This is a genomic window from Curtobacterium sp. MCBD17_023, assembly GCF_003224415.1.
Lineage (GTDB): Bacteria > Actinomycetota > Actinomycetes > Actinomycetales > Microbacteriaceae > Curtobacterium.
Genome location: NZ_QKLJ01000006.1, coordinates 104,603 through 123,353 on the forward strand (window position 1 = coordinate 104,603; position 18,751 = coordinate 123,353).

Consider the following 18,751-nt stretch of genomic DNA (forward strand, 5'->3'; position numbering starts at 1 on the left):
GTGGTATATCGCTCACCTGTGGCGGTCAGTGGTGACTCGGGACCGGGACTGCCAGTGCACCGCGGCTACTCTCGGTCCGTGCCGTCCTTCGACTTCGCCGACCACTTCCGGCGCCACGCCCGCGAGCAGGGCCCGGACCTCATCGCGATCGACGGGACCGACCGGTTCCTCCTCGACGAGGCTCCGCACGTGCACGGCGACGCCCTGCGGCACCCGGGCGCCGTCACGGTGGTGGACGACCGGTACGGGGTGCTCACCCTCGGAGTGCTCGCCCTGCACGGAGCGACGGATGTCCGTGTGGTCCAGGACTCGCTCGTCGGTGAGCGAGCACTGGAGGCCAGCGCCGGCACGTTCGGCCGTCGCGGGTTCCACCACCCGGAGGGCTTCGAGGAGGCGTTCCGTGACGCCCGACTCGTCATCCTCCGGCTCAGCAAGTCACACGACCGCCTGGACGAGGTCGCACGCGCGGTCGCCCGCTTCGCCGCGCCGGACGTCGTGCTGCTCTGCGGTGGACGCACGAAGTACATGACCCTGACCCAGAACGACGTGCTCCGGCGGTCGTTCGGCGAGGTCGTCGCGAGCCGTGGGCGCGGCAAGTCCCGCCTGCTCATCGCGTCGGACCCGCTCCGCGCCGCCGCCGAACGCGCCGCGGTGACCGATCCGTGGCCGCGTCAGGTGCGTCAGGACGAGCTCGACATCACCATCGCCGCCCACGGCGGCGTCTTCGCGGGCACGTCGCTCGACATCGGGACGCGGGTCCTGCTCGAGGCCGCCGAGGCAGCCATGCCGGAGGCCCGGGTCGTCGTCGACCTCGGGTGCGGCAACGGGGTGGTCGCGACCGTCGTCGCGCGCTCCCGCCCACGGGTGCGCGTGGTGGCGACGGACGTCTCCGCGGCGGCGATCGCCTCGACGCGTCTCACCGCCGACGTCAACGGCGTCGGCGACCGCGTCCGTACCGTGCGGAGCGACGCCGGCGACGAACTCGACGAGGACAGCGCCGACCTGGTGCTGTGCAACCCGCCCTTCCACGCGGACACGACCGTCTCGACGGACGCCGCCGAGGCGATGTTCCGGAACGCGGCCTCGGTGTTGCGTCCGGGTGGGGAACTCTGGACAGTGTGGAACTCGCACCTCCGGTACCGCCCGGTGCTCGAGCGCATGGTCGGACCCACGCGGCAGGTGACGCGGACGGCGAAGTTCACCGTCACGGCGTCGGTCGCCCCGCGCTGAGCTCCGGTCAGACGAGCCGCCGACGTCTGCGGGCCCGGGGGAGTGGCCGGCCGCGACGGGGACGGCCCCGCACCACGGGCGTGGAGCGGGGCCGTCCACATCAGACCCTCGTGACGGGCCGTCGTGCCGTGCGGGTCAGATCGTGACCGTGACCTGCGTGGAGCGGTCACCCGAGACGACGGTGATGACGTGCTCGCCCGCCGTCAGCCCGGTCACGGTGAGGTGTCCGGTGCCGTCCTCGTGGATGGCGCTGTAGGCGAGGACCGTGCCGTCCGCGTCCGTCGCCTGCAGGCCGCCGATGCCCGAGGGGAGGCCCCAGACGTCGATCTCGGCGCTGCCGGTGAGTGCCGACGCGTTCACGACCGTGGCCGCGAGCTGGTCGGACGGGTGGTCGCCGTTGCCGACGACCACGTCCTGTTCGGCGGTGCGGTCGCCGTTCGTGGAGGTGACGTGCACCGTCGTCGTCAGCGCTTCCGGTGCAGGCAGGACGACGCTCGCGACGCCGCCGTCGCCGATCGTCGCCTGCTTCGTGACGCCGTTCGCGGTGGCCGTCACCTCGGTGCCCTCCGCGCCCGAGAAGTGCGCGACGATCTCGGAGGCGGTGAGGCGGCTGGTGGTCACGGCGACCTCGGCCGGAGCGGGGGTCTCCTCACCGTCACCCTCGCCCGGGTCCGTGGTGCCGCTGCCGTCGCCCTGGCCGGGGTCGGTGGTCCCGCTGCCGTCGCCCTGGCCGGGGTCCGTGGTGCCGCTGCCGTCGCCCTCGCCGGGGTCGGTGGTGCCGTCGCCGTCGCCCGCGCCGGGGTTCGGGGTCCCACCATCGGCGTCGTAGCGGAGGGAGTACGGCTCCGACTTCCAGCGTCCGTGCTCGTCCTGGTACTGCACGGTGAGCTCGTTCAGGCCCTCCTCGAGGTCCTCCGAGAACGCGATCCGGAAGTCGCCGTCGGCGTCGGTCGTGCCGTGCGCGGCCATGGACCCGGTGTGGTCCGTGACCAGGACCTGTCGGTACGAGCCGACGGTCGACCCCTCGATGGTCGGACGGGCCTCCGTCACGGTGGAGCCGTCGGCGGGCGTCGCGATGGTGAATCCGGTGGTCTTCGGGGCCCAGGTGACGCTTTGGGAGACCCGCTTCTGCCAGCTGCCGTCCGGCTGCTCGAACGCGACGACGATGCCGTTGTCGCCGAGGTGCAGCGCGCCCTCGATCGTGACCGACCAGTTGCCGTCGGCGTCGGCGGTCGTGCTCCCGAGGGGGTCGACGCCCATCGCGAGGATGCTGACGCGGCCGTTCGGGCGACCGTGCCCGGTGAAGGTCGGCTTGCGGTGTCGACCGTGGCGCCGTCGGCGGGGCTCGTCACGTCGTAGACCGGTTCGGTCGCCTCGCCGGGGCCCGGGTTCTCCGAGCCGGAGCCTTCGCCGGCGCCGGAGTCCTCCCCACCCGAGCCGGAGCCCGAGCCGTCCCCGGCGTCCGAGTCGACCTCCGCCAGCACCCAGCCGCTCGCCGCGAACCGGTCGTGGTCGGGCGTGCTCGCCGGCACGGCGTCGTTCACGGTCCGGACGAAGGCGTGCTCGGCCTCCGCGCCGCCCGGGATCCGGACGCTGAAGTCGCCGTTCGACCCGGTCTCGGCGGTGGCCAGGACGGTCTCGCGGTCGGTCGACGCCTGGACCTCGGCGCGGAGGTTCGTGTGACCCGTGACCACGAGGTCGTCACCGTCGCGCGTGACCGTGTCGATCGTCGGGGTCGCCGCGTAGGCGTCGAGCTCGGCCTGACCCGGCGTGCTGTACGTGCCGTTCTTCTTGACGACCGACGCCGTGATGGTCTGCGGACCGGAGACGAGCGGTTCGAGCGTGCAGGAGTACAGGTTCGGACGCGCCTGGGTCGCGGTGCCGGTGCACAGGACGTGCCCGTCCGCGTCGACGATCTTCAGCGTGCCGCCGGTGACGGAGCTCGTGACCCGGGCCTCCGGGGAGGCCTGCCCGGTGACGAACAGGCGGTTGCCGTCCCGCTCACCCTGGGCGGTGGCGCCCTGCACCGTGTACACGTTCGTGGTGCTGCCGACGATCGGCCGTGAAGCCGTCGCCCCCGGGATCGACGGTCCGCAGGGCTCGTCGCGGCGGAGGCGGCCGACGGGACGAGGGTTGCGGCGAGGACGAGGCCGAAGGCGGCCCCGGCTGTTGCTCGGTGGATCGTGCGCATGGTTCCCTTCCTGTCCGCGCGGAGCACGCAGACCCGGGAATACTGCATGTGGGATACGGAGAAGATCCCGAGTGTGATGGTGAGGTTCCTCCACCAGAACGAGGAAAGCCCCGACCAGATGGCCGGGGCTTTCCTCGTGGGAGCGTGGACTACGCGGGGACGTAGTCGAACGTGTCCGGGTCGGGGCCGGTGCGGTGGCCCTTGTCGAGCGTCGTGATGTCCGTCATGTCCTCGTCCGAGAGCTCGAAGTCGAAGATCTGGAAGTTCTCCTCGACGCGCGAGCGGGTCACCGACTTCGGGAAGACGATGTCGCCGCGCTGGATGTGCCAGCGGAGGACGACCTGGGCCGGGGTCTTGCCCGTGCTGCGGGCGATGCGGGTGATCGTCTCGTCGTCGAGCACGAGACCCTGGGCGATGGGCGACCAGGCCTCGGTCGCGATGCCGTGCTCCGAGCCGTACGCGCGGAGCTCGTCCTGCACGAGGTACGGGTGCACCTCGATCTGGTTCACGGCCGGCGTGATCGTGGTCTCGGCAGCGAGACGGTTCAGGTGGTGCGCCTGGAAGTTGCTGACGCCGATCGAGCGGGCGGTGCCGGCGTGGTAGAGCTCCTCGAGCGCCTTCCAGGTCGGGACGAAGTCGCTCACGGTCGGGAGCGGCCAGTGGATGAGGAAGAGATCCGTGTAGCCACCGAGCAGGTCGGCCGACTTCTTGCCGTTCTCGGCTGCTGCTTCCGGGGCGTGGAAGCCGTTGTTGAGCTTCGAGGTGACGAAGACCTCCTCGCGGGGGATGCCCGACTCGGCGATCGCCTCACCGACCTCCTTCTCGTTGCCGTACATCTCGGCGGTGTCGATGTGGCGGTAGCCGACCTCGAGCGCCGTGAGGGTGGCGGCCTTCGTCTCGGCGGGGTCGATCTGGAAGACGCCGAAGCCGAGCTGCGGGATCGTGCGTCCGTCGTTGAGCGTGATGTTCGGAACGGTGGTCATGTGTCGATCCAACTCCCGACGTCGCGCACGGCTTCCCGGGGACGGTCAGGCGGGCGTGTCCCCCTCCCGCCGGTCCGGGTGGGTCAGGCGAGTGCGGCCGCGATGTACGCGGCGAGCGCCTCGCCGTAGGCCACCGCCGGGTCGGCCGAGGCGAAGGTCCGGTCGGTGCCGGCGATGCGGGCGGTGACCGTCCACAGGACCTGGTCGTCCTGGCCGACCAGCCGCGTCAGTCCGACGAACGCCGGCCCGAGCAGGTCCCGCAGTTGGTCCTCGCGCGGCAGCCACAGGGAGTCGGCCGCGGCGACCGAGTCGAGCGCCCACTCGGTCGTGCCGTTGAAGCCGAGTTCGACGCCCGTGGGGTGGTCGTGCCGCTCGACCGTCATCTCGGAGACGGTGTACACATCCTCGTCGACCCCCGGCTTGTCGATGACGAACCGGTCGCCGGTGTCCGGGTGCCAGCGGAGTCCCGCGGTGCGGAGGGCACGGGCGAGTTCCACGGTGATCATGCGCCCACACTGGCACGCACCGGACCGGCCGGCACCGAGCGCACGACCAGGTTGCGGACCGGACCCGCGAGGCCGCGCTCCCGAGACGGCAGGACGGCCCTCCGGAGAACTCGTCGGGCGGTCGTACTACCATCGCGACGCACCCGCGCGTCACGCCCGTCGTGACGCGCGCGCGACGCGACGACGCCCGGCCACCGGTGCCGCGCCTCCCGGTCGGACCACCGACCACGGGGCGGGCCGAGGGCCGGCGTCCCGAACCGCAGGGCCGACCGGCCCGCTCAACAAAGGACCCGTATGACCCTCGACCGTGAGGAACTCCGCGACGGTTGGACCGTGTCGCTCGTCGAGGACGGCGCCTCCGGCGTCGCTGCCGACCTGCCGACCGGCGTCCGCGGTGTCACGTTGCCGGCGACCGTGCCCGGACAGGTGCACACCGACCTGGAGCGTGCCGGGCTGCTGCCCGATCCCACCTTCGACCGCAACGAGACCCGGACGCAGTGGGTCGGGCAGTCGGACTGGGCGTACCGACGGCAGCTCGACGTCGACCCCCGCGGCCACGAACGGGTCGACCTCGTCTGCGACGGCCTGGACACCGTGGCCGAGCTGTCCCTCGACGGAGTCCCGATCGCGACCACGCGGAACATGCACCGGCGCTACCGGTTCGACCTCCGGCAGGTCGAGACGTCGGGTCCGGTCGACGGCAAGGAACTCGAGATCGCGTTCGAGTCGCCCTACCGCGAGGCCGAGCGCGTCGCCGCGCGCGCGGGCAGCATGCCCGGCCCGTACGACGAGCCGTTCCCGTACGTGCGGAAGATGGCGTCGAACTTCGGGTGGGACTGGGGGCTGACCGCGGTCACGAGCGGACCGTGGCGACCGGTCGCGATCGAGCGGTGGTCGACCGCCCGTCTCGCCGACATCCGGCCCCTCGTCGACGTCGAGGCCGGAGAGGGCGTGCTCGACACCCACATCGCCCTCGAGCGCTCCGGCCCGACGCTCCACGGCACGAGCACCGGCGACCTCGACCTGGACGGCGAGGACGACGACCTCGTGCTCGTCGTGACCGTCTCGGGTCCCACGGTCGACGGGCGGACGACCAAGCAGCGGTCCCGCGCCCAGGTCACCCCGAAGGAAGACGGTGCGGTCGTCACGGTCCGTGTCCCGGACGCGGCGCTGTGGTGGCCGCGCGGGTACGGCGAGCAGGCCCTCCACGACGTGGTCGTGGAGCTGCAGACCGTCGACGGCGCGGTGCTCGACCGGCGCTCGTTCCGCACCGGGTTCCGGTCCGCCGGGGTGCGGACGGCGCTCGACTCCGCCGGTCGCCCGTTCGAGGTCGTCGTCAACGGCACCGTCATCGACGTCCGCGGCGTGAACTGGATCCCCGACGACGTCATCGTGTCGCGGGTCGACCGTGCGCGGTACGCCGCCCGGCTCGACGCGGCGGTCGACCTGCGCGCGAACCTCGTCCGCGTCTGGGGTGGCGGGGTCTACGAGTCGCACGACTTCTACGAGCTGTGCGACGAGCGCGGTCTGCTCGTCTGGCAGGACTTCCCCTTCGCGTGCGCCGCGTACCCGGAGGACGAACCGCTGCGCGGCGAGGTCATCGCCGAGGCGCAGGACAACGTCGCCCGGCTGTCGCGGCACCCGTCCCTCGTGGTGTGGAACGGCAACAACGAGAACATCTGGCTGCACGACGTCGACGGCTGGGGGGACGAGCTCGGCGACCGCCCGTGGGGCCTCGGCTACTACCTCGACCTGCTGCCGACGATCGTCGACGCGGTCGACCCGTCCCGCTTCTACACGGTGGCGTCGCCGTGGTCGGGGTCCGAGTCGATCGAGCCGAACCACGTCGACCACGAGACGCACCACTCGTGGGACGTCTGGAACCGGGTGTCCGACGACCACTACCGCGACTCGGTGCCCCGGTTCGTCTCCGAGTTCGGGTGGCAGGCGCCGCCGGCCTGGCGCACGCTCCGCGACGCGGTGACCGACGAGCCGATGACGCCGACGTCCCCCGGGGTGGTGCACCACCAGAAGGCCGCCGACGGGATGGCGAAGCTCGCGCGGGGGATCGAATCGCGGTTCGGCAGCGCCGGGGACGACCTCGACCGCTGGCACTACCTGACCCAGCTCCAGCAGGCCCGCGCGATCGCGACCGGCGTCGAGCACTGGCGGACGCACTGGCCCCGCAACACGGGCGTCGTGGTCTGGCAGCTCAACGACCTGTGGCCGGTCTCGTCGTGGTCCGCGATCGACTCAGCCGGTCGCCGCAAACCGCTCGCGCACGAGCTCCGCCGGCTCTACGACGACGTCCTCGTCGCGATCCGCCCGGTGTCGACCGTGGACACCGCCGTCCGCGCGGTGCCCACCGAGGTCGACGACCGGACGGGAGGCCCGGCTCCGCGCACCGCGTCCCTGCCGGTCACCGACGTGGCCGGGTCCGGCACCGTCCCCGGCGACGACGGGCGTGACGACCCGTCGCGGGCCTCCGACGCCTCGCCGGTCGAGGTCGCGGTCCGCTCCGCCCGCACCGGGCTCGACACCGTCGTCCGGGTGCGCCGGATCGACCTGTCCGGGCGGATCCTGGCGGAGGAGACCCTGCCCGTCGTGCTCGACCGTCCGGGGGTCGCCGTCGTGCGGCTGCCCGCGAGCGTCGGTGTCGTGGACGACGCCCGGGGCGAGGTCGTCGTCGCGGACATGGACTGGCGCCGGGCCGTGTGGACGCCGGCGCCGGACCGGGAGATGCGCTGGCAGCCCGCGCGGTACCGGGCGACGTTCTCGGCGACGCCGGAGGGCGACGGGCTCGACCTCGTCGTCGAGGCCGACTCCCTCGTCCGCGACCTGCTCGTGCAGCCGGACCGGGTGGCCGCGACGGGCACGGTCGACCGCGGGTTCATGACGCTGCTGCCGGGGGAGCGCGTGCGGTACCGCCTGACCGGCGTCGGGGAGGCGGACATCGCGGCCCTGACGAGTGAGCCGGCGCTGCTGACGCTCGACCGGGTCCTGCTGGGGGCATCCGACATACTGGATTGATGTACCATGGCCGGGTGAGAGCGGGAGACCGCCTCTGCGTATCCGCACGCCCCTCGCCTGATCAGGAGCCCACATGTCGCTTGCGCCTGGTCCCGTCCGGCGTCCGTCGACACACACCGATCGGTCGTGCCGGGACGTCCCCGATCCCGTCGACGTGACCGAGGACCGGTCGCACGTGCCCGTGACGACGACGGAGCCCGGCCGGAGGACCGCGTCCACCGGAACCTCTGCGCCCGCCGGAACCTCTGCGCCCGCCGGGACCTCTGCGCCCGCCGGAACCTCTGCGCCCGCCGGGACGTCGGTGCTCACCGGAGCGACTCCGCCCACCGGTGCGACGTCGTCCAGTGGGACGACGCTGCCCAGCAGCACGACGGCGCCCGACGTCTCGACGGGCTCGTCGCCACGACCGCTGTGCGGGACCCGGGTGCGCGGGACGCTCGTCGTGCTGGACCTGCTGTTCCTCGCCGTCGCGTTCCTCGTCGCCCACGTGACCCGGTTCCCGTGGGAGTCGCCACTGCCGCGGCCCGATGCCGGGCTGCTCGAGTTCACCGTCGCCCCGGTCGTCGTCGTGCTCTGGCACGCGATGCTCGGCGCGGCGCGTTCGCGTGACCCGCGCGTGGTCGGGTTCGGCAACGAGGAGTACCGACGTGTCCTCACCGCGAGCCTGGTCACCGGAGCGACGGTCGCCGTCGTCGCCTACGCAGTGGGCATCGACCTGGCACGCGGGTACGTCGCGGTCGCGTTCCCGGTCGGCCTCGGGCTCGTCGCCGCCGGACGCAAGGCGGTCCGGACGGTGCTCGCGCGGCGACGGTCCCGGGGTGTGGGGCTGGTCGACGTGTTGGTCGTCGGTGACGCTGACGACGTCCGGTACGTGGGGCGGCGCCTGGTGGCCACCCCCGCGGCGGGCTACCGGGTCGTCGGGGTGCTCACCGACTGCCTCCCAGCGGGGCGGGCGATCGGACTCGGTGACACCACGGTCCCGGTCATCGGCGGCATCGACGACGTGCTCGACGTCGCTCGGCGCCGGCGGGTGGCGGCCGTGCTCGTGGCCGGGGCCGTGCCCGGCGGACGGGAGCGCATCCGTCGGCTCGGCTGGCAGCTCGAGGCGGACGGGATCGAGCTCGTCGTGTCCTCGCCGCTCGCCGACGTCACGTCCGCCCGGGTGCACGAACGCCCCGTCGACGGGTTGCCGCTCATGCACGTCGAGATGCCCGACTACTCCCGTCGCGCGGGCAAGCGGGCGTTCGACCTGGCGGGCGCGGCGCTCGGGATCGTGCTCCTCGCCCCGGTGTTCGGCCTGGTCGCGCTGGCGATCCGGGTCGACGACGGGGGCCCCGTCCTGTTCCGGCAGACCCGCGTCGGCCGCGGTGGTGCGCCGTTCTCCATCTGCAAGTTCCGCACCATGTGCGTGGACGCCGAGCAGCGTCTCGCCGACCTCCGGACGCGCAACGACGGCGCCGGGCCGCTCTTCAAGCTGCACGACGACCCGCGTGTGACCCGGGTGGGGCGGTTCCTCCGCCGGACTTCCCTCGACGAGCTGCCCCAGCTGTGGAACGTGCTCGTCGGGACGATGAGCCTGGTCGGACCACGTCCGGCGCTGCCGAGCGAGGTCGAGCGGTACCGGGACTTCGACGACCGTCGCCTCCTCGTGACGCCGGGCATCACGGGGCTCTGGCAGGTGAGCGGCCGTTCGGACCTCGACTGGGCCGAGGGTGTGCGGCTCGACCAGTACTACGTCGAGAACTGGTCCTTCCTGCACGACGTCGTCATCCTGGCCCGGACCCTCCCGTCGGTGCTGCGGTCGCGCGGCGCCTACTGAAGCCGATCGCCGGGGCAGAGGCGTGAGCCGAGGAGGCGCGGGGCACCGCCTGCTCGGCCGTCCCTGGACGAACGGTGACCATCGGGCTCCTCGCCTGGGCTTCTCACGCGGTGCGAGTTACGATGGTGGGACAGCGGGACACCGCCGGACCGGTCGACGGTGACCGGACGGGACGACCAGGGACACTGGTCGGACGGCGGCCAGTTCCAGTACCGAAGGAGTCGACATGTTGCAAGGCCTCACCGGAATCCACCTGGTGATCATCCTCGGCATCGTGCTGCTGTTGTTCGGTGCGACGAAGCTCCCGGCGCTCGCGAAGGGCCTCGGCCAGTCGATCAACGTCTTCAAGAAGGAGATGGGGACCGACGACGGCAAGAAGACCGGCGCCGCCTCGACCGATGGGACCGCGAACGCCGCACCCGTCCAGCAGCCGACGGCGCAGTACCCGAGCAGCAACGGCGTCCAGGAGCCGGTCGTGAACCCCGGCCCGTCCACGCAGCCGAACAGCGACTCCCGCTCCCTCTAGACCGCCGACCCATCGGCATCCCGGCCCCGGGACCGACGACAGCCCTCGTGCACCAGCACGGGGGCTGTCGCCGTTGCACGGCGCGACCGGGCGCATGATGGCCTCATGACGACCAGCGCCCCAGCCGCAGCCGCCGACCGGCCGGGAGGCACGGCCCCCCTCCACGACGACCGACGCCTGGTGCTCGTGGTCGCGGTCCTCGCGTCCTTCGTCGTGGGGCTCGACTCCAGCGTCGTGAACGTCGCACTCCCCGCGATCCGGACCGAGCTCGGCGGTGGCCTCGTCGTCCAGCAGTGGACGGTGGACGCCTACCTCGTCACGCTGGGGTCGCTGGTCCTGGTCGCCGGGTCGCTTTCCGACCTCTTCGGCCGGGTCCGCATCATCACGTGGGGTCTCGTCGTGTTCGGCGTCGCCTCGGTCCTGTGCGCCGCTGCACCGAGCGGCGAGGTGCTCGTCGTCGCGCGCGCGGTGCAGGGGGTCGGTGGAGCGCTGGTCACCCCGAGTGCGCTCGCGCTGATCGTCGCCGCCTACCGCGGGGCAGCCCAGGCGAAGGCGATCGGGACGTGGACGGCCTGGTCGAGCGCAGCGATGATCCTCGGCCCCGTCGTCGGCGGGCTCGTCGTGGACGGCATCGGGTGGCGCTGGATCTTCGTGCTGACCGCGGTGCCGATCGTGGTGACGATCCCGCTCGTCCGCCGCATCGGGTCCGAGGTGCGCGGCGGCCCGCACGCGCGGGTGGACGTCGTCGGCGCGGTGCTGGCGGTCGTCGGGGTCGGTGGCGTCGTGCTCGGGCTCATCGAGCAGGAGCGGCTCGGGTGGGGCTCGCCCGTGGTCGTCGGTGCGCTGGTCATCGGCGGTGTCGCGCTCGGGGCGTTCGTGCCGTGGGAGCTCCGGGTGACCCGGACGTCCGGGGCGCCGCTCGTCCCGCTCGGGCTCTTCCGGGCGCGGAACTTCACCGTCGGGAACCTCGCGACGCTCTCGATCTACGGCGCACTCGGGATGGTCTTCTTCGTCGTCACGCTGTTCCTCCAGGAGGTCTGGGGTTTCCCGGCATGGGTGGCGGGCCTCGCGACGCTGCCGCCGACGCTGATGCTCCTCGCGCTGTCCACCACGGTCGGTGCACTGGCCGGTCGGTTCGGACCGCGGTGGTTCATGACGGCCGGGCCGGCGATCGCCGCGGTCGGTGCGCTGCTCATGCTCCTCGCCGGCGACGACCCGGCCGGCTACTGGTGGTCGGTCCTGCCGGGACTGGTCCTCGTCGGTGCCGGCATCGCGACGATGGTGACCCCGCTGACGAGCGCCGTCCTCGGCTCCGTGCCGCAGACCCAGGCAGGTGCGGGGTCGGCCGTGAACAACGCCGTGGCGCGCATCGCGGGCCTCGTGACGGTGGCGCTCGCCGGGGTCGTCCTGGGCGGTGAGGTCGGCGTCGCCGGCCTGCATCGGGCGATGGTCGTGATGGCGGTGCTGCTGCTGGCCGGAGCCGTCGTCAGTGCGGTCGGGATCGTGGACCCGGACCGTCGAGACTCCGACTCGTCCGCCTGACCAGCCGTTCGAGCGGCCCGGTGCCGATCCACCGCCGCCACGGGGTCGCCACCAGACCGGCGCCGACGACCACCAGGAGGGTCGCCGTCCACCCGGTGTGCCAGTGTCCGTCACCGGTTGCGTCGAGTGCGGCGTACACGACGATGTGGGCGGCGTAGACGGTCAGGGCGAGTGCCCCGACGGCCCGCACCGGGGCGAGGAGGACGCCGGCGCGACGTGCGGTGAGGAGGCTGAGCGCGAGGACCGCGAGCGCGACGCCGAGTGCGCCGAGCAGCTCCGGCGTCGACCCGGCATGCGGCTGCACCGAGGTCAACCCGGCCCAGTCGACACCGGGGTGCTCGACCGTGCCGCCACCCTGTGGGACGAGGTGTGGTCCGGGGTCGGCCGGGCTGGTCCCCGCCGACCCGGCCCCGGCGGAACCCGCGCCGGCCGTACCGGGGCCGGTGGACGCCGACCCGCTCGCGCTCGTGTCGCCGGGTGGGAGTCCCAGGGCCGCCCGGACGAGGACACCGCCGCCGTAGCCGACCACCCCGGCGGCGATGCCGGCGGCGAGCAGGAGCAGGTGCACCCGGGTCCGCCGGAGCGGGAGCCGTCCGACCACGAGCCCGACGAGGACGACGCCCCACCAGGTGATGCCCGGGTAGGCACCGAGCAGGACGCCGTGCACGAGTGGGTCGCTGGCGTCGTGCAGCACCGACCGGCCGACCGCGGTGCAGACCGGCCCCGTCACGAGCGCTGCGGCCGCGACCCCCGCGGCCGTGCGGGTGCGGGCCCGCAGGAGCGGGATCGTCGCCACGAAGCACACCGCGTACGTGGGCAGGATGACCTGGACCGGGGTGTCGAGGACGGTCAGGAGGGAGCCGAGGACGAACAGGGCGACCGCGCGGACGAGCACCCGCCGTCGGTGCACCACGAGGCCCTCCGGTGCCGATGGGTCCGACGGGTCCGACGGGTCCGACGCCGGCCGAGGTCGGGTCATCAGCGTGAGCGAGACGCCGGCGCAGAGGGCGAAGAGGACCGCCGAGCGCCCGTCGACCACCGCCACCCAGGTGTCCGGCCGCGCCCAGTCGAAGTCGGGGTGCGGTGGACCGAGGTGCGCCACGACCATGCCGAGCACGGCCAGACCGCGGGCGAGGTCGAGGCCGTCCAGCCGGGACGGTCGCACATTCGACGCCGGGGCTGGCCCGGCGGACGGCCCGTCGGCGGACGGCCGGTCGGCGGATCGACCTGCGGCCGGGCCCGGGGACCGGCCGGGGGATCGGCGGGTGGAGCGGCGGAGGGACGCGAGCGGACCCGGGGTCCGGCGAGCTGTCGAGGTGGTCATGTCCCCAGCACAGCGCGCGGGGTGTTTCGTCGGAGTTGCCCGCAGGTGGCGGGAATGCCGTCGCCCGCCGTAAACTTGAGTCAAGTGGACTCAGGAAGGCGCTGACGGGATCGGCCCCGCGCCGGACGGTCCGAGGACTCCGGTCCGGCTGGCGGTCGCCGGCCGACCACACGGCAACGCAACGGAAGGACGGAACGCATGGCGAACCTCCAGGGCGCTCCTGACTCGCAGGAGAAGCAGAAGACCGCCCTCCAGCAGTACGGCGTCGACCTCACGGCGATCGCGCGGAGCGGCAAGCTCGACCCGGTGATCGGGCGGGACGCCGAGATCCGGCGGGTGTCGCAGGTGCTCACCCGCCGCACGAAGAACAACCCGGTGCTCATCGGCGAGCCCGGCGTCGGCAAGACCGCCGTCGTCGAGGGGCTCGCGCAGCGCATCGTCGCCGGTGACGTCGCCGACTCGCTCAAGGACAAGCGGCTCGTCTCGCTCGACATGTCCGCCCTCATCGCCGGTGCGAAGTACCGCGGCGAGTTCGAGGAGCGGCTCAAGGCCGTGCTCAAGGAGATCGACGACTCCGACGGGCAGGTCATCACGTTCATCGACGAGCTGCACACGCTCATGGGCGCAGGCGGCGGCGAGGGGTCCGTCGCCGCGTCGAACATGCTCAAGCCGATGCTGGCGCGCGGCGAGCTCCGGCTCATCGGGGCGACGACGCTCGACGAGTACCGCGAGTACATCGAGAAGGACGCCGCCCTCGAGCGACGCTTCCAGCAGGTGTACGTCGGGGAGCCGAGCGTCGAGGACACCGTCGCGATCCTCCGCGGCCTCAAGGAACGCTACGAGGCGCACCACAAGGTGACGATCAACGACTCCGCCCTCGTGGCCGCGTCGGCGCTGTCCGACCGGTACATCTCCGGCCGTCAGCTGCCGGACAAGGCGATCGACCTCATCGACGAGGCGGCGAGCCGACTGCGGATGGAGATCGACTCCAGCCCCGTCGAGATCGACGAGCTCAAGCGCACCGTCGACCGGCTGCGCGTCGAGGAGTTCGCGCTCAAGCAGGAGAAGGACGACGCCTCGAAGGCCCGGCTCGAGACCCTGCGGGACGAACTCCGCACCCGCGGCGAGCTGCTCGCCGGACTGGAGGCGCGGTGGCAGGCCGAGCGCGCCACCCTGAACCGGATCGGTGAGCTGAAGCAGCAGCTCGACGACCTCAACATGCGGTCGCAGCGTGCCCAGCGGGAAGCCGACTACGAGACCGTGTCCCGCCTGGAGTACGGCGAGAAGCCCCGCATCGAGGCCGAACTCGCCGCAGCCGAGCAGGCCGGGTCCACCGACCGCATGGTGAACGACAGCGTCACCGACGAGGACATCGCCGCCGTCATCGCGCAGTGGACCGGCATCCCCGTCGGGCGCCTGCTGCAGGGCGAGACCGAGAAGCTCCTGCACCTGGAGAGCGAACTCGGTCGTCGGATCATCGGGCAGCGGACCGCCGTGTCTGCCGTGTCGGAAGCGGTCCGTCGGACCCGCGCCGGCATCTCCGACCCGGACCGACCGACCGGCTCGTTCCTGTTCCTCGGCCCCACCGGCGTCGGCAAGACCGAGCTCGCGAAGGCGCTCGCCGAGTTCCTGTTCGACGACGAGAAGGCCCTCGTCCGCATCGACATGAGCGAGTACGGCGAGAAGCACTCGGTCGCGCGGCTCATCGGCGCCCCGCCCGGGTACGTCGGCTACGAGGCCGGCGGGCAGCTCACCGAGGCCGTCCGCCGTCGGCCGTACTCGGTGATCCTGCTCGACGAGATCGAGAAGGCGCACCCCGAGGTGTTCGACGTCCTGCTCCAGGTCCTCGACGACGGCCGGCTCACCGACGGGCAGGGGCGCACGGTCGACTTCCGGAACACGATCCTCGTGCTGACGTCGAACCTCGGGTCGCAGTTCCTCACCGACCCGGCGCGCTCCGCCGAGCAGCGTGAGGCGGCGGTCCGCGAACTGGTGCAGCAAGCGTTCCGTCCGGAGTTCCTCAACCGGCTCGACGACATGGTCGTCTTCCAGGCGCTCACTCCGGACGACCTCAGCCAGATCGTCTCGCTCTACGTCGACCGACTCGCGCGTCGACTGTCCGGTCGCCGCCTCGAGCTCGCCGTGACGCCGGACGCCCGCACCTGGCTCGCCGAGGGCGGGTACGACCCGGCCTACGGCGCTCGGCCCCTCCGCCGGCTCATGCAGCGGCAGATCGACGACCAGCTCGCTCGCGCCATCCTCGCCGGCGACGTCCGGGACGGCGACACCGTCCGCGTCGACGTCGCGCCGGGTGGGGAGCAGCTCACCGTCGAACCGTTCGAGGTCGGCGAGCTGGTCGAGGAGTGACCGGCCCGGCCCGCACCACGGCACCACGGCGGGCGCGGGCGTGACGGCCGCGCGGTGACGGACGGGAGGCCCGGTGCCGGTCCCAGGGACCGGTGCCGGGCCTCCCGTCCTGCGGTGCCGGCCGTCGTCGGTGTCGCCTGGCGGACAGTGGCGGCGTGCTGTGAACCCGATCCCCGGCGGCGGTCTACCGTCGGCGGCATGCCGGAGATTGCAGCACTGCGACGCGTGACCGATTCCATCGAGCAGGCGAGTGTGCTCGACAAGGCCGTCGACCTGGACCGCAAGGTCGTCAACGCCCTCATCCGACCGCGGGCGCTCCGGCAGATCCTGCACGGGGTGCCGTTCGGGCACCCGATCCACCCGCTCATGGTGCAGGTGCCGCTCGGTGCCTGGATCTCCGCGGCCGTCCTCGACCTCGTCGGCGGGAAGGGCAACGAGAAAGCCGCGAAGACCCTCGTCGGGCTCGGCGTCGCCTCGGCCGGGAGCGCGAGCGTCGCCGGCTACACCGACTGGTCGGAGATGAACCGCGAGCAGCTGCGCACGGGTTGGGTGCACCAGGCGGTGAACTGGGTCGGCATCACGTTCTACGGCCTCTCGTGGCTGCAGCGGAAGCGCGGCAACCACGCAGCCGGGCGCACGCTGGGGTTCATCGGCCTCGCGACCGTCTCGGTCGGCGGGTACCTCGGTGGGCACCTGTCCTACCGGCAGCGTGGCGGCGTCAGCACCTCGGGCGAGGTCCCCTTCGACGCGTAGGACTCCCAGCCACCGCATACCGTACTGGTACATCATGTTCCGGTGCGTGTGTTGGTGGTGGACGACGAAACGGCGCTGGCCGACCTCGTCGCGAGGGGGTTGCAGCGGCAGGACATGGCCGTCGACGTCGCGTACCGCGGCGACACCGCCGACGAGCTCCTCGCCGTCAACGACTACGACGTCGTCGTGCTCGACCGGGACGTCCCGGGCCTGCACGGCGATGCGGTCGCGCGTCGGTTGGCAGCGCGGGGCTCGCTCACCAGGATCCTCATGCTCACGGCGGCGACGTCGCTGGCCGACCGGGTCCAGGGCCTGGAGATCGGCGCCGACGACTACCTGACGAAGCCGTTCGAGTACCCGGAACTCGTCGCCCGGGTCCGTGCCCTCGGTCGGCGCTGCCTCGCGCCCGTCGCGCCCGTGCTCGAACGCGGCGGGATCGTGGTCGACACGAACCGGCGGATGGCCACCCGGGACGGCCGACCGCTCGACCTGACGAGCAAGGAACTCGGCGTCCTCGAGGAACTGCTGCGCGCGGACGGTCGGGTCGTCCCCGCCGAGGAGTTGCTCGAGAAGGTCTGGGACATGAACGTCGACCCGTTCACCACGGCTGTGCGGGTGACGATGTCGAAGCTCCGGCGGAAGCTCGGCGCCCCCGATCCGATCACGACCGTCCCCGGGCGGGGCTACGCGCTGTGACGCGGACGTGGAGCATCCGGGCGCGGACGGCCCTCGCGTTCGCGCTGACGGCGATGGCGCTCGCGGCCGGCACCGTCGCCGTCGTCAACCTCGGGTCCCAGGCCTCGCTGCAGCGTGCGGTGCTCGATCGGCAGCCCGGCGCCGGGCATGTCGACGGTGTCCCCGGGGTCCGCCCGGACAGCGGTCCTGCGACAGCGGTCACCCTGGACGGCAGCGGTGGCGTGCAGGTGGTGGCGGTCGTCGCCGGGCTGCAGTGGCAGTGGTCCGTGCTCGGGGTGACGGGCGCGGGCGTCCTCGCCGGTGGGATCGGGTGGGCGGTGAGCCGGCGGATGCTCGCGCCCGTGGACCGCATCACCGCGACCGCCCGCCGGATCTCGGCGTCGACCCTGCACGAGCGGATCGCGCTCGACGGCCCGGACGACGAACTCCGGCGGCTCGCGCACACGATCGACGACCTGCTCGACCGGCTCGAGGACGCCTTCGCGAGCCAGCGGCGGTTCGTCGCGCAGGCGTCGCACGAGCTCCGGACGCCGCTCGCCGTGCAGCGCGCGGCCCTCCAGATCGGGTTGCCGGACGACGCCGGACCGGCCGACGTGGCCCGCACGCGGGAGGAGCTGCTCGAGCAGAACCGGCGGACCGAGCACCTCGTCGAGTCGTTGCTCGTCCTCGCCGAGGCGGAACGGGGACTGGACGGGCGGACCGTGGCGGTCGACCTGGTGGCGCTCGCGGACGATGTGGCGGCGGAACACCGCGCCCGGGCGGAGACCGCCGGCCTGACGCTGACCTGCCGGACGGAGGGCGGGCCTCCAGGCCGGGTGCCCCCGGTGCAGGGTGAGCCGGTGCTCCTGCGGCAGGCGCTGCGGAACCTCGTCGACAACGCGATCGAGTACAACGTGCCGGGCGGGGGCGTCCGGGTGACGGTCGACGCTGCCGGCGTGCTCGTCGAGAACGACGGGCCGGAGGTCCGTGCAACGGAGGTCGCCCGGTTGACCGAGCCGTTCCGGCGGGGCGGGACGACCGCCGAGCCGCCGAGGACGACCACCGGTCGGCGGCACAGCGGGCTCGGGCTGTCCATCGTGGCGGCCGTGGTGCGCGCGCACGGGTGGGTCCTCGCCGTCGACCCGCGGGACCGCGGTGGACTCGTGGTGCGCATCGGTGTTTCGTCGGTGTGACCTCGGCGGTACCGCTGCCGCAACGTGCCGACCGCTCTGCTCGGAGCATGACGACGACACCGAGATCATCCTCCCGACCGCTCTTCGCCGGCCTGCTCGCCCTCGGGTTGGTCACCGGCTTGTCCGCCTGTACCGGGGCGCCGAGTTCCGCTGCCGGGACCGCGGACGCCGGCCTCGGGTCCCGGTGGGGCGCGTGCATGCGCTCCGCGGGGTTCTCCGTCGAGGACCCGAGCGACGACCAGATCCGCTCCGGGACCATCACGTCGCCGTCCGGCGTCGACCAGGACCGCTTCCGGTCCGCGGCCGACCAGTGTGCGGAGGACCTCGGCGTGCACGGGGCCGACTCCGCCTCGAAGGAGAAGTGGATCCGCGAGTACGACCAGGTCGCGTCCTGCATCCGTGACGCCTACCCGGACTTCCCGGAGCAGCGGCCCGGCGTGATCGAGTGGGACCGCGAGGAGTACCCGCCCGCCGGTGACCCGGCGTTCCAGCAGCGGGCCGACGAGTGCACGAGGAAGTACTCGCCCGACACGAAGACGCAGAGCGTCGGATGAGGCGCGTCGACGACGCCCTCCGGCGGGTTGTCGGCGCGGAACGGTGTTGCGTCGATGT

Annotated in this window: 14 protein-coding genes; 10 read left to right on the forward strand and 4 right to left on the reverse strand. The window is 72.7% G+C overall.

Annotated features, from left to right (window positions below; genetic code table 11):
* Positions 1-78: 78 nt before the first annotated feature.
* Positions 79-1,230 (forward strand): class I SAM-dependent methyltransferase, encoded by a 1,152-nt coding sequence (locus tag DEI84_RS09885; protein WP_110890709.1) that lies wholly within the window; start codon positions 79-81, stop codon positions 1,228-1,230.
* A gap of 135 nt (positions 1,231-1,365) precedes the next feature.
* On the opposite strand, the gene DEI84_RS09890 is transcribed toward DEI84_RS09885, so the two are convergent.
* The 3 genes from DEI84_RS09890 to DEI84_RS09900 form a co-directional block, all read right to left on the reverse strand.
* Positions 1,366-2,490, reverse strand: coding sequence for a hypothetical protein (locus DEI84_RS09890; protein ID WP_110890682.1), 1,125 nt, complete (start codon positions 2,488-2,490; stop codon positions 1,366-1,368).
* A 1,080-nt stretch (positions 2,491-3,570) separates the two neighbouring features.
* The gene (locus tag DEI84_RS09895) at positions 3,571-4,404 is read right to left on the reverse strand and encodes an aldo/keto reductase (RefSeq protein WP_110890683.1); all 834 of its coding nucleotides are present in this window, start codon (positions 4,402-4,404) and stop codon (positions 3,571-3,573) included.
* A gap of 83 nt (positions 4,405-4,487) precedes the next feature.
* Positions 4,488-4,910: a pilus assembly protein CpaE gene (locus DEI84_RS09900; RefSeq protein ID WP_110823351.1), complete on the reverse strand. Its 423-nt coding sequence runs from the start codon at positions 4,908-4,910 to the stop codon at positions 4,488-4,490.
* Positions 4,911-5,204: 294 nt separating this feature from the next.
* On the opposite strand from DEI84_RS09900, the gene DEI84_RS09905 reads away from it, so the two are divergent.
* From DEI84_RS09905 to DEI84_RS09920, 4 genes are all read left to right on the forward strand, one after another.
* Positions 5,205-7,940 (forward strand): glycoside hydrolase family 2 protein, encoded by a 2,736-nt coding sequence (locus DEI84_RS09905; RefSeq protein WP_110890684.1) that lies wholly within the window; start codon positions 5,205-5,207, stop codon positions 7,938-7,940.
* Positions 7,941-8,364: 424 nt separating this feature from the next.
* Positions 8,365-9,759 (forward strand): sugar transferase, encoded by a 1,395-nt coding sequence (locus DEI84_RS09910; protein ID WP_181420411.1) that lies wholly within the window; start codon positions 8,365-8,367, stop codon positions 9,757-9,759.
* Positions 9,760-9,985: 226 nt separating this feature from the next.
* The gene (tatA, locus tag DEI84_RS09915) at positions 9,986-10,285 is read left to right on the forward strand and encodes a twin-arginine translocase TatA/TatE family subunit (protein WP_110890686.1); all 300 of its coding nucleotides are present in this window, start codon (positions 9,986-9,988) and stop codon (positions 10,283-10,285) included.
* 105 nt (positions 10,286-10,390) lie between these two features.
* Positions 10,391-11,827: an MFS transporter gene (locus DEI84_RS09920; RefSeq protein WP_110890687.1), complete on the forward strand. Its 1,437-nt coding sequence runs from the start codon at positions 10,391-10,393 to the stop codon at positions 11,825-11,827.
* Here the strand turns inward: DEI84_RS09920 and DEI84_RS09925 are convergent.
* Entirely contained in the window at positions 11,772-12,992 is a 1,221-nt protein-coding gene (locus DEI84_RS09925) for a heparan-alpha-glucosaminide N-acetyltransferase domain-containing protein (RefSeq protein WP_181420412.1), read from the reverse strand. The genes DEI84_RS09920 and DEI84_RS09925 overlap by 56 nt on opposite strands.
* Positions 12,993-13,349: 357 nt before the next feature.
* Between DEI84_RS09925 and DEI84_RS09930 the strand changes: the two genes are divergently transcribed.
* From DEI84_RS09930 to DEI84_RS09950, 5 genes are all read left to right on the forward strand, one after another.
* Complete coding sequence (locus DEI84_RS09930) at positions 13,350-15,518, forward strand: ATP-dependent Clp protease ATP-binding subunit (protein WP_110890689.1); 2,169 nt, start codon at positions 13,350-13,352, stop codon at positions 15,516-15,518.
* 198 nt (positions 15,519-15,716) lie between these two features.
* Positions 15,717-16,271, forward strand: a complete 555-nt coding sequence (locus DEI84_RS09935) for a DUF2231 domain-containing protein (protein WP_110823364.1) — start codon at positions 15,717-15,719, stop codon at positions 16,269-16,271.
* Between the two features lie 42 nt (positions 16,272-16,313).
* On the forward strand, positions 16,314-16,967 hold the full coding sequence (locus tag DEI84_RS09940; RefSeq protein ID WP_110890690.1) for a response regulator transcription factor: 654 nt from the start codon (positions 16,314-16,316) through the stop codon (positions 16,965-16,967).
* Positions 16,964-18,139 carry a HAMP domain-containing sensor histidine kinase gene (locus tag DEI84_RS09945; protein WP_110890691.1) on the forward strand — a complete coding sequence of 392 codons (1,176 nt, stop codon included), beginning with the start codon at positions 16,964-16,966 and terminating at the stop codon, positions 18,137-18,139. The genes DEI84_RS09940 and DEI84_RS09945 overlap by 4 nt, the downstream gene beginning before the upstream one ends.
* 47 nt (positions 18,140-18,186) lie before the next feature.
* Positions 18,187-18,693, forward strand: coding sequence for a hypothetical protein (locus tag DEI84_RS09950; RefSeq protein WP_146236346.1), 507 nt, complete (start codon positions 18,187-18,189; stop codon positions 18,691-18,693).
* Positions 18,694-18,751: the final 58 nt, after the last annotated feature.

Bases quoted from the DNA above. Each gene is read 5' to 3' on its own strand.
- DEI84_RS09890 (WP_110890682.1), bottom strand. From the start codon at position 2,490: ATGGGCGTCGACCCCCTCGGGAGCACGACCGCCGACGCCGACGGCAAC.
- DEI84_RS09895 (WP_110890683.1), bottom strand. From the start codon at position 4,404: ATGACCACCGTTCCGAACATCACGCTCAACGACGGACGCACGATCCCG.
- DEI84_RS09900 (WP_110823351.1), bottom strand. From the start codon at position 4,910: ATGATCACCGTGGAACTCGCCCGTGCCCTCCGCACCGCGGGACTCCGC.
- DEI84_RS09905 (WP_110890684.1), top strand. From the start codon at position 5,205: ATGACCCTCGACCGTGAGGAACTCCGCGACGGTTGGACCGTGTCGCTC.
- tatA (WP_110890686.1), top strand. From the start codon at position 9,986: ATGTTGCAAGGCCTCACCGGAATCCACCTGGTGATCATCCTCGGCATC.
- DEI84_RS09920 (WP_110890687.1), top strand. From the start codon at position 10,391: ATGACGACCAGCGCCCCAGCCGCAGCCGCCGACCGGCCGGGAGGCACG.
- DEI84_RS09930 (WP_110890689.1), top strand. From the start codon at position 13,350: ATGGCGAACCTCCAGGGCGCTCCTGACTCGCAGGAGAAGCAGAAGACC.
- DEI84_RS09935 (WP_110823364.1), top strand. From the start codon at position 15,717: ATGCCGGAGATTGCAGCACTGCGACGCGTGACCGATTCCATCGAGCAG.
- DEI84_RS09950 (WP_146236346.1), top strand. From the start codon at position 18,187: ATGACGACGACACCGAGATCATCCTCCCGACCGCTCTTCGCCGGCCTG.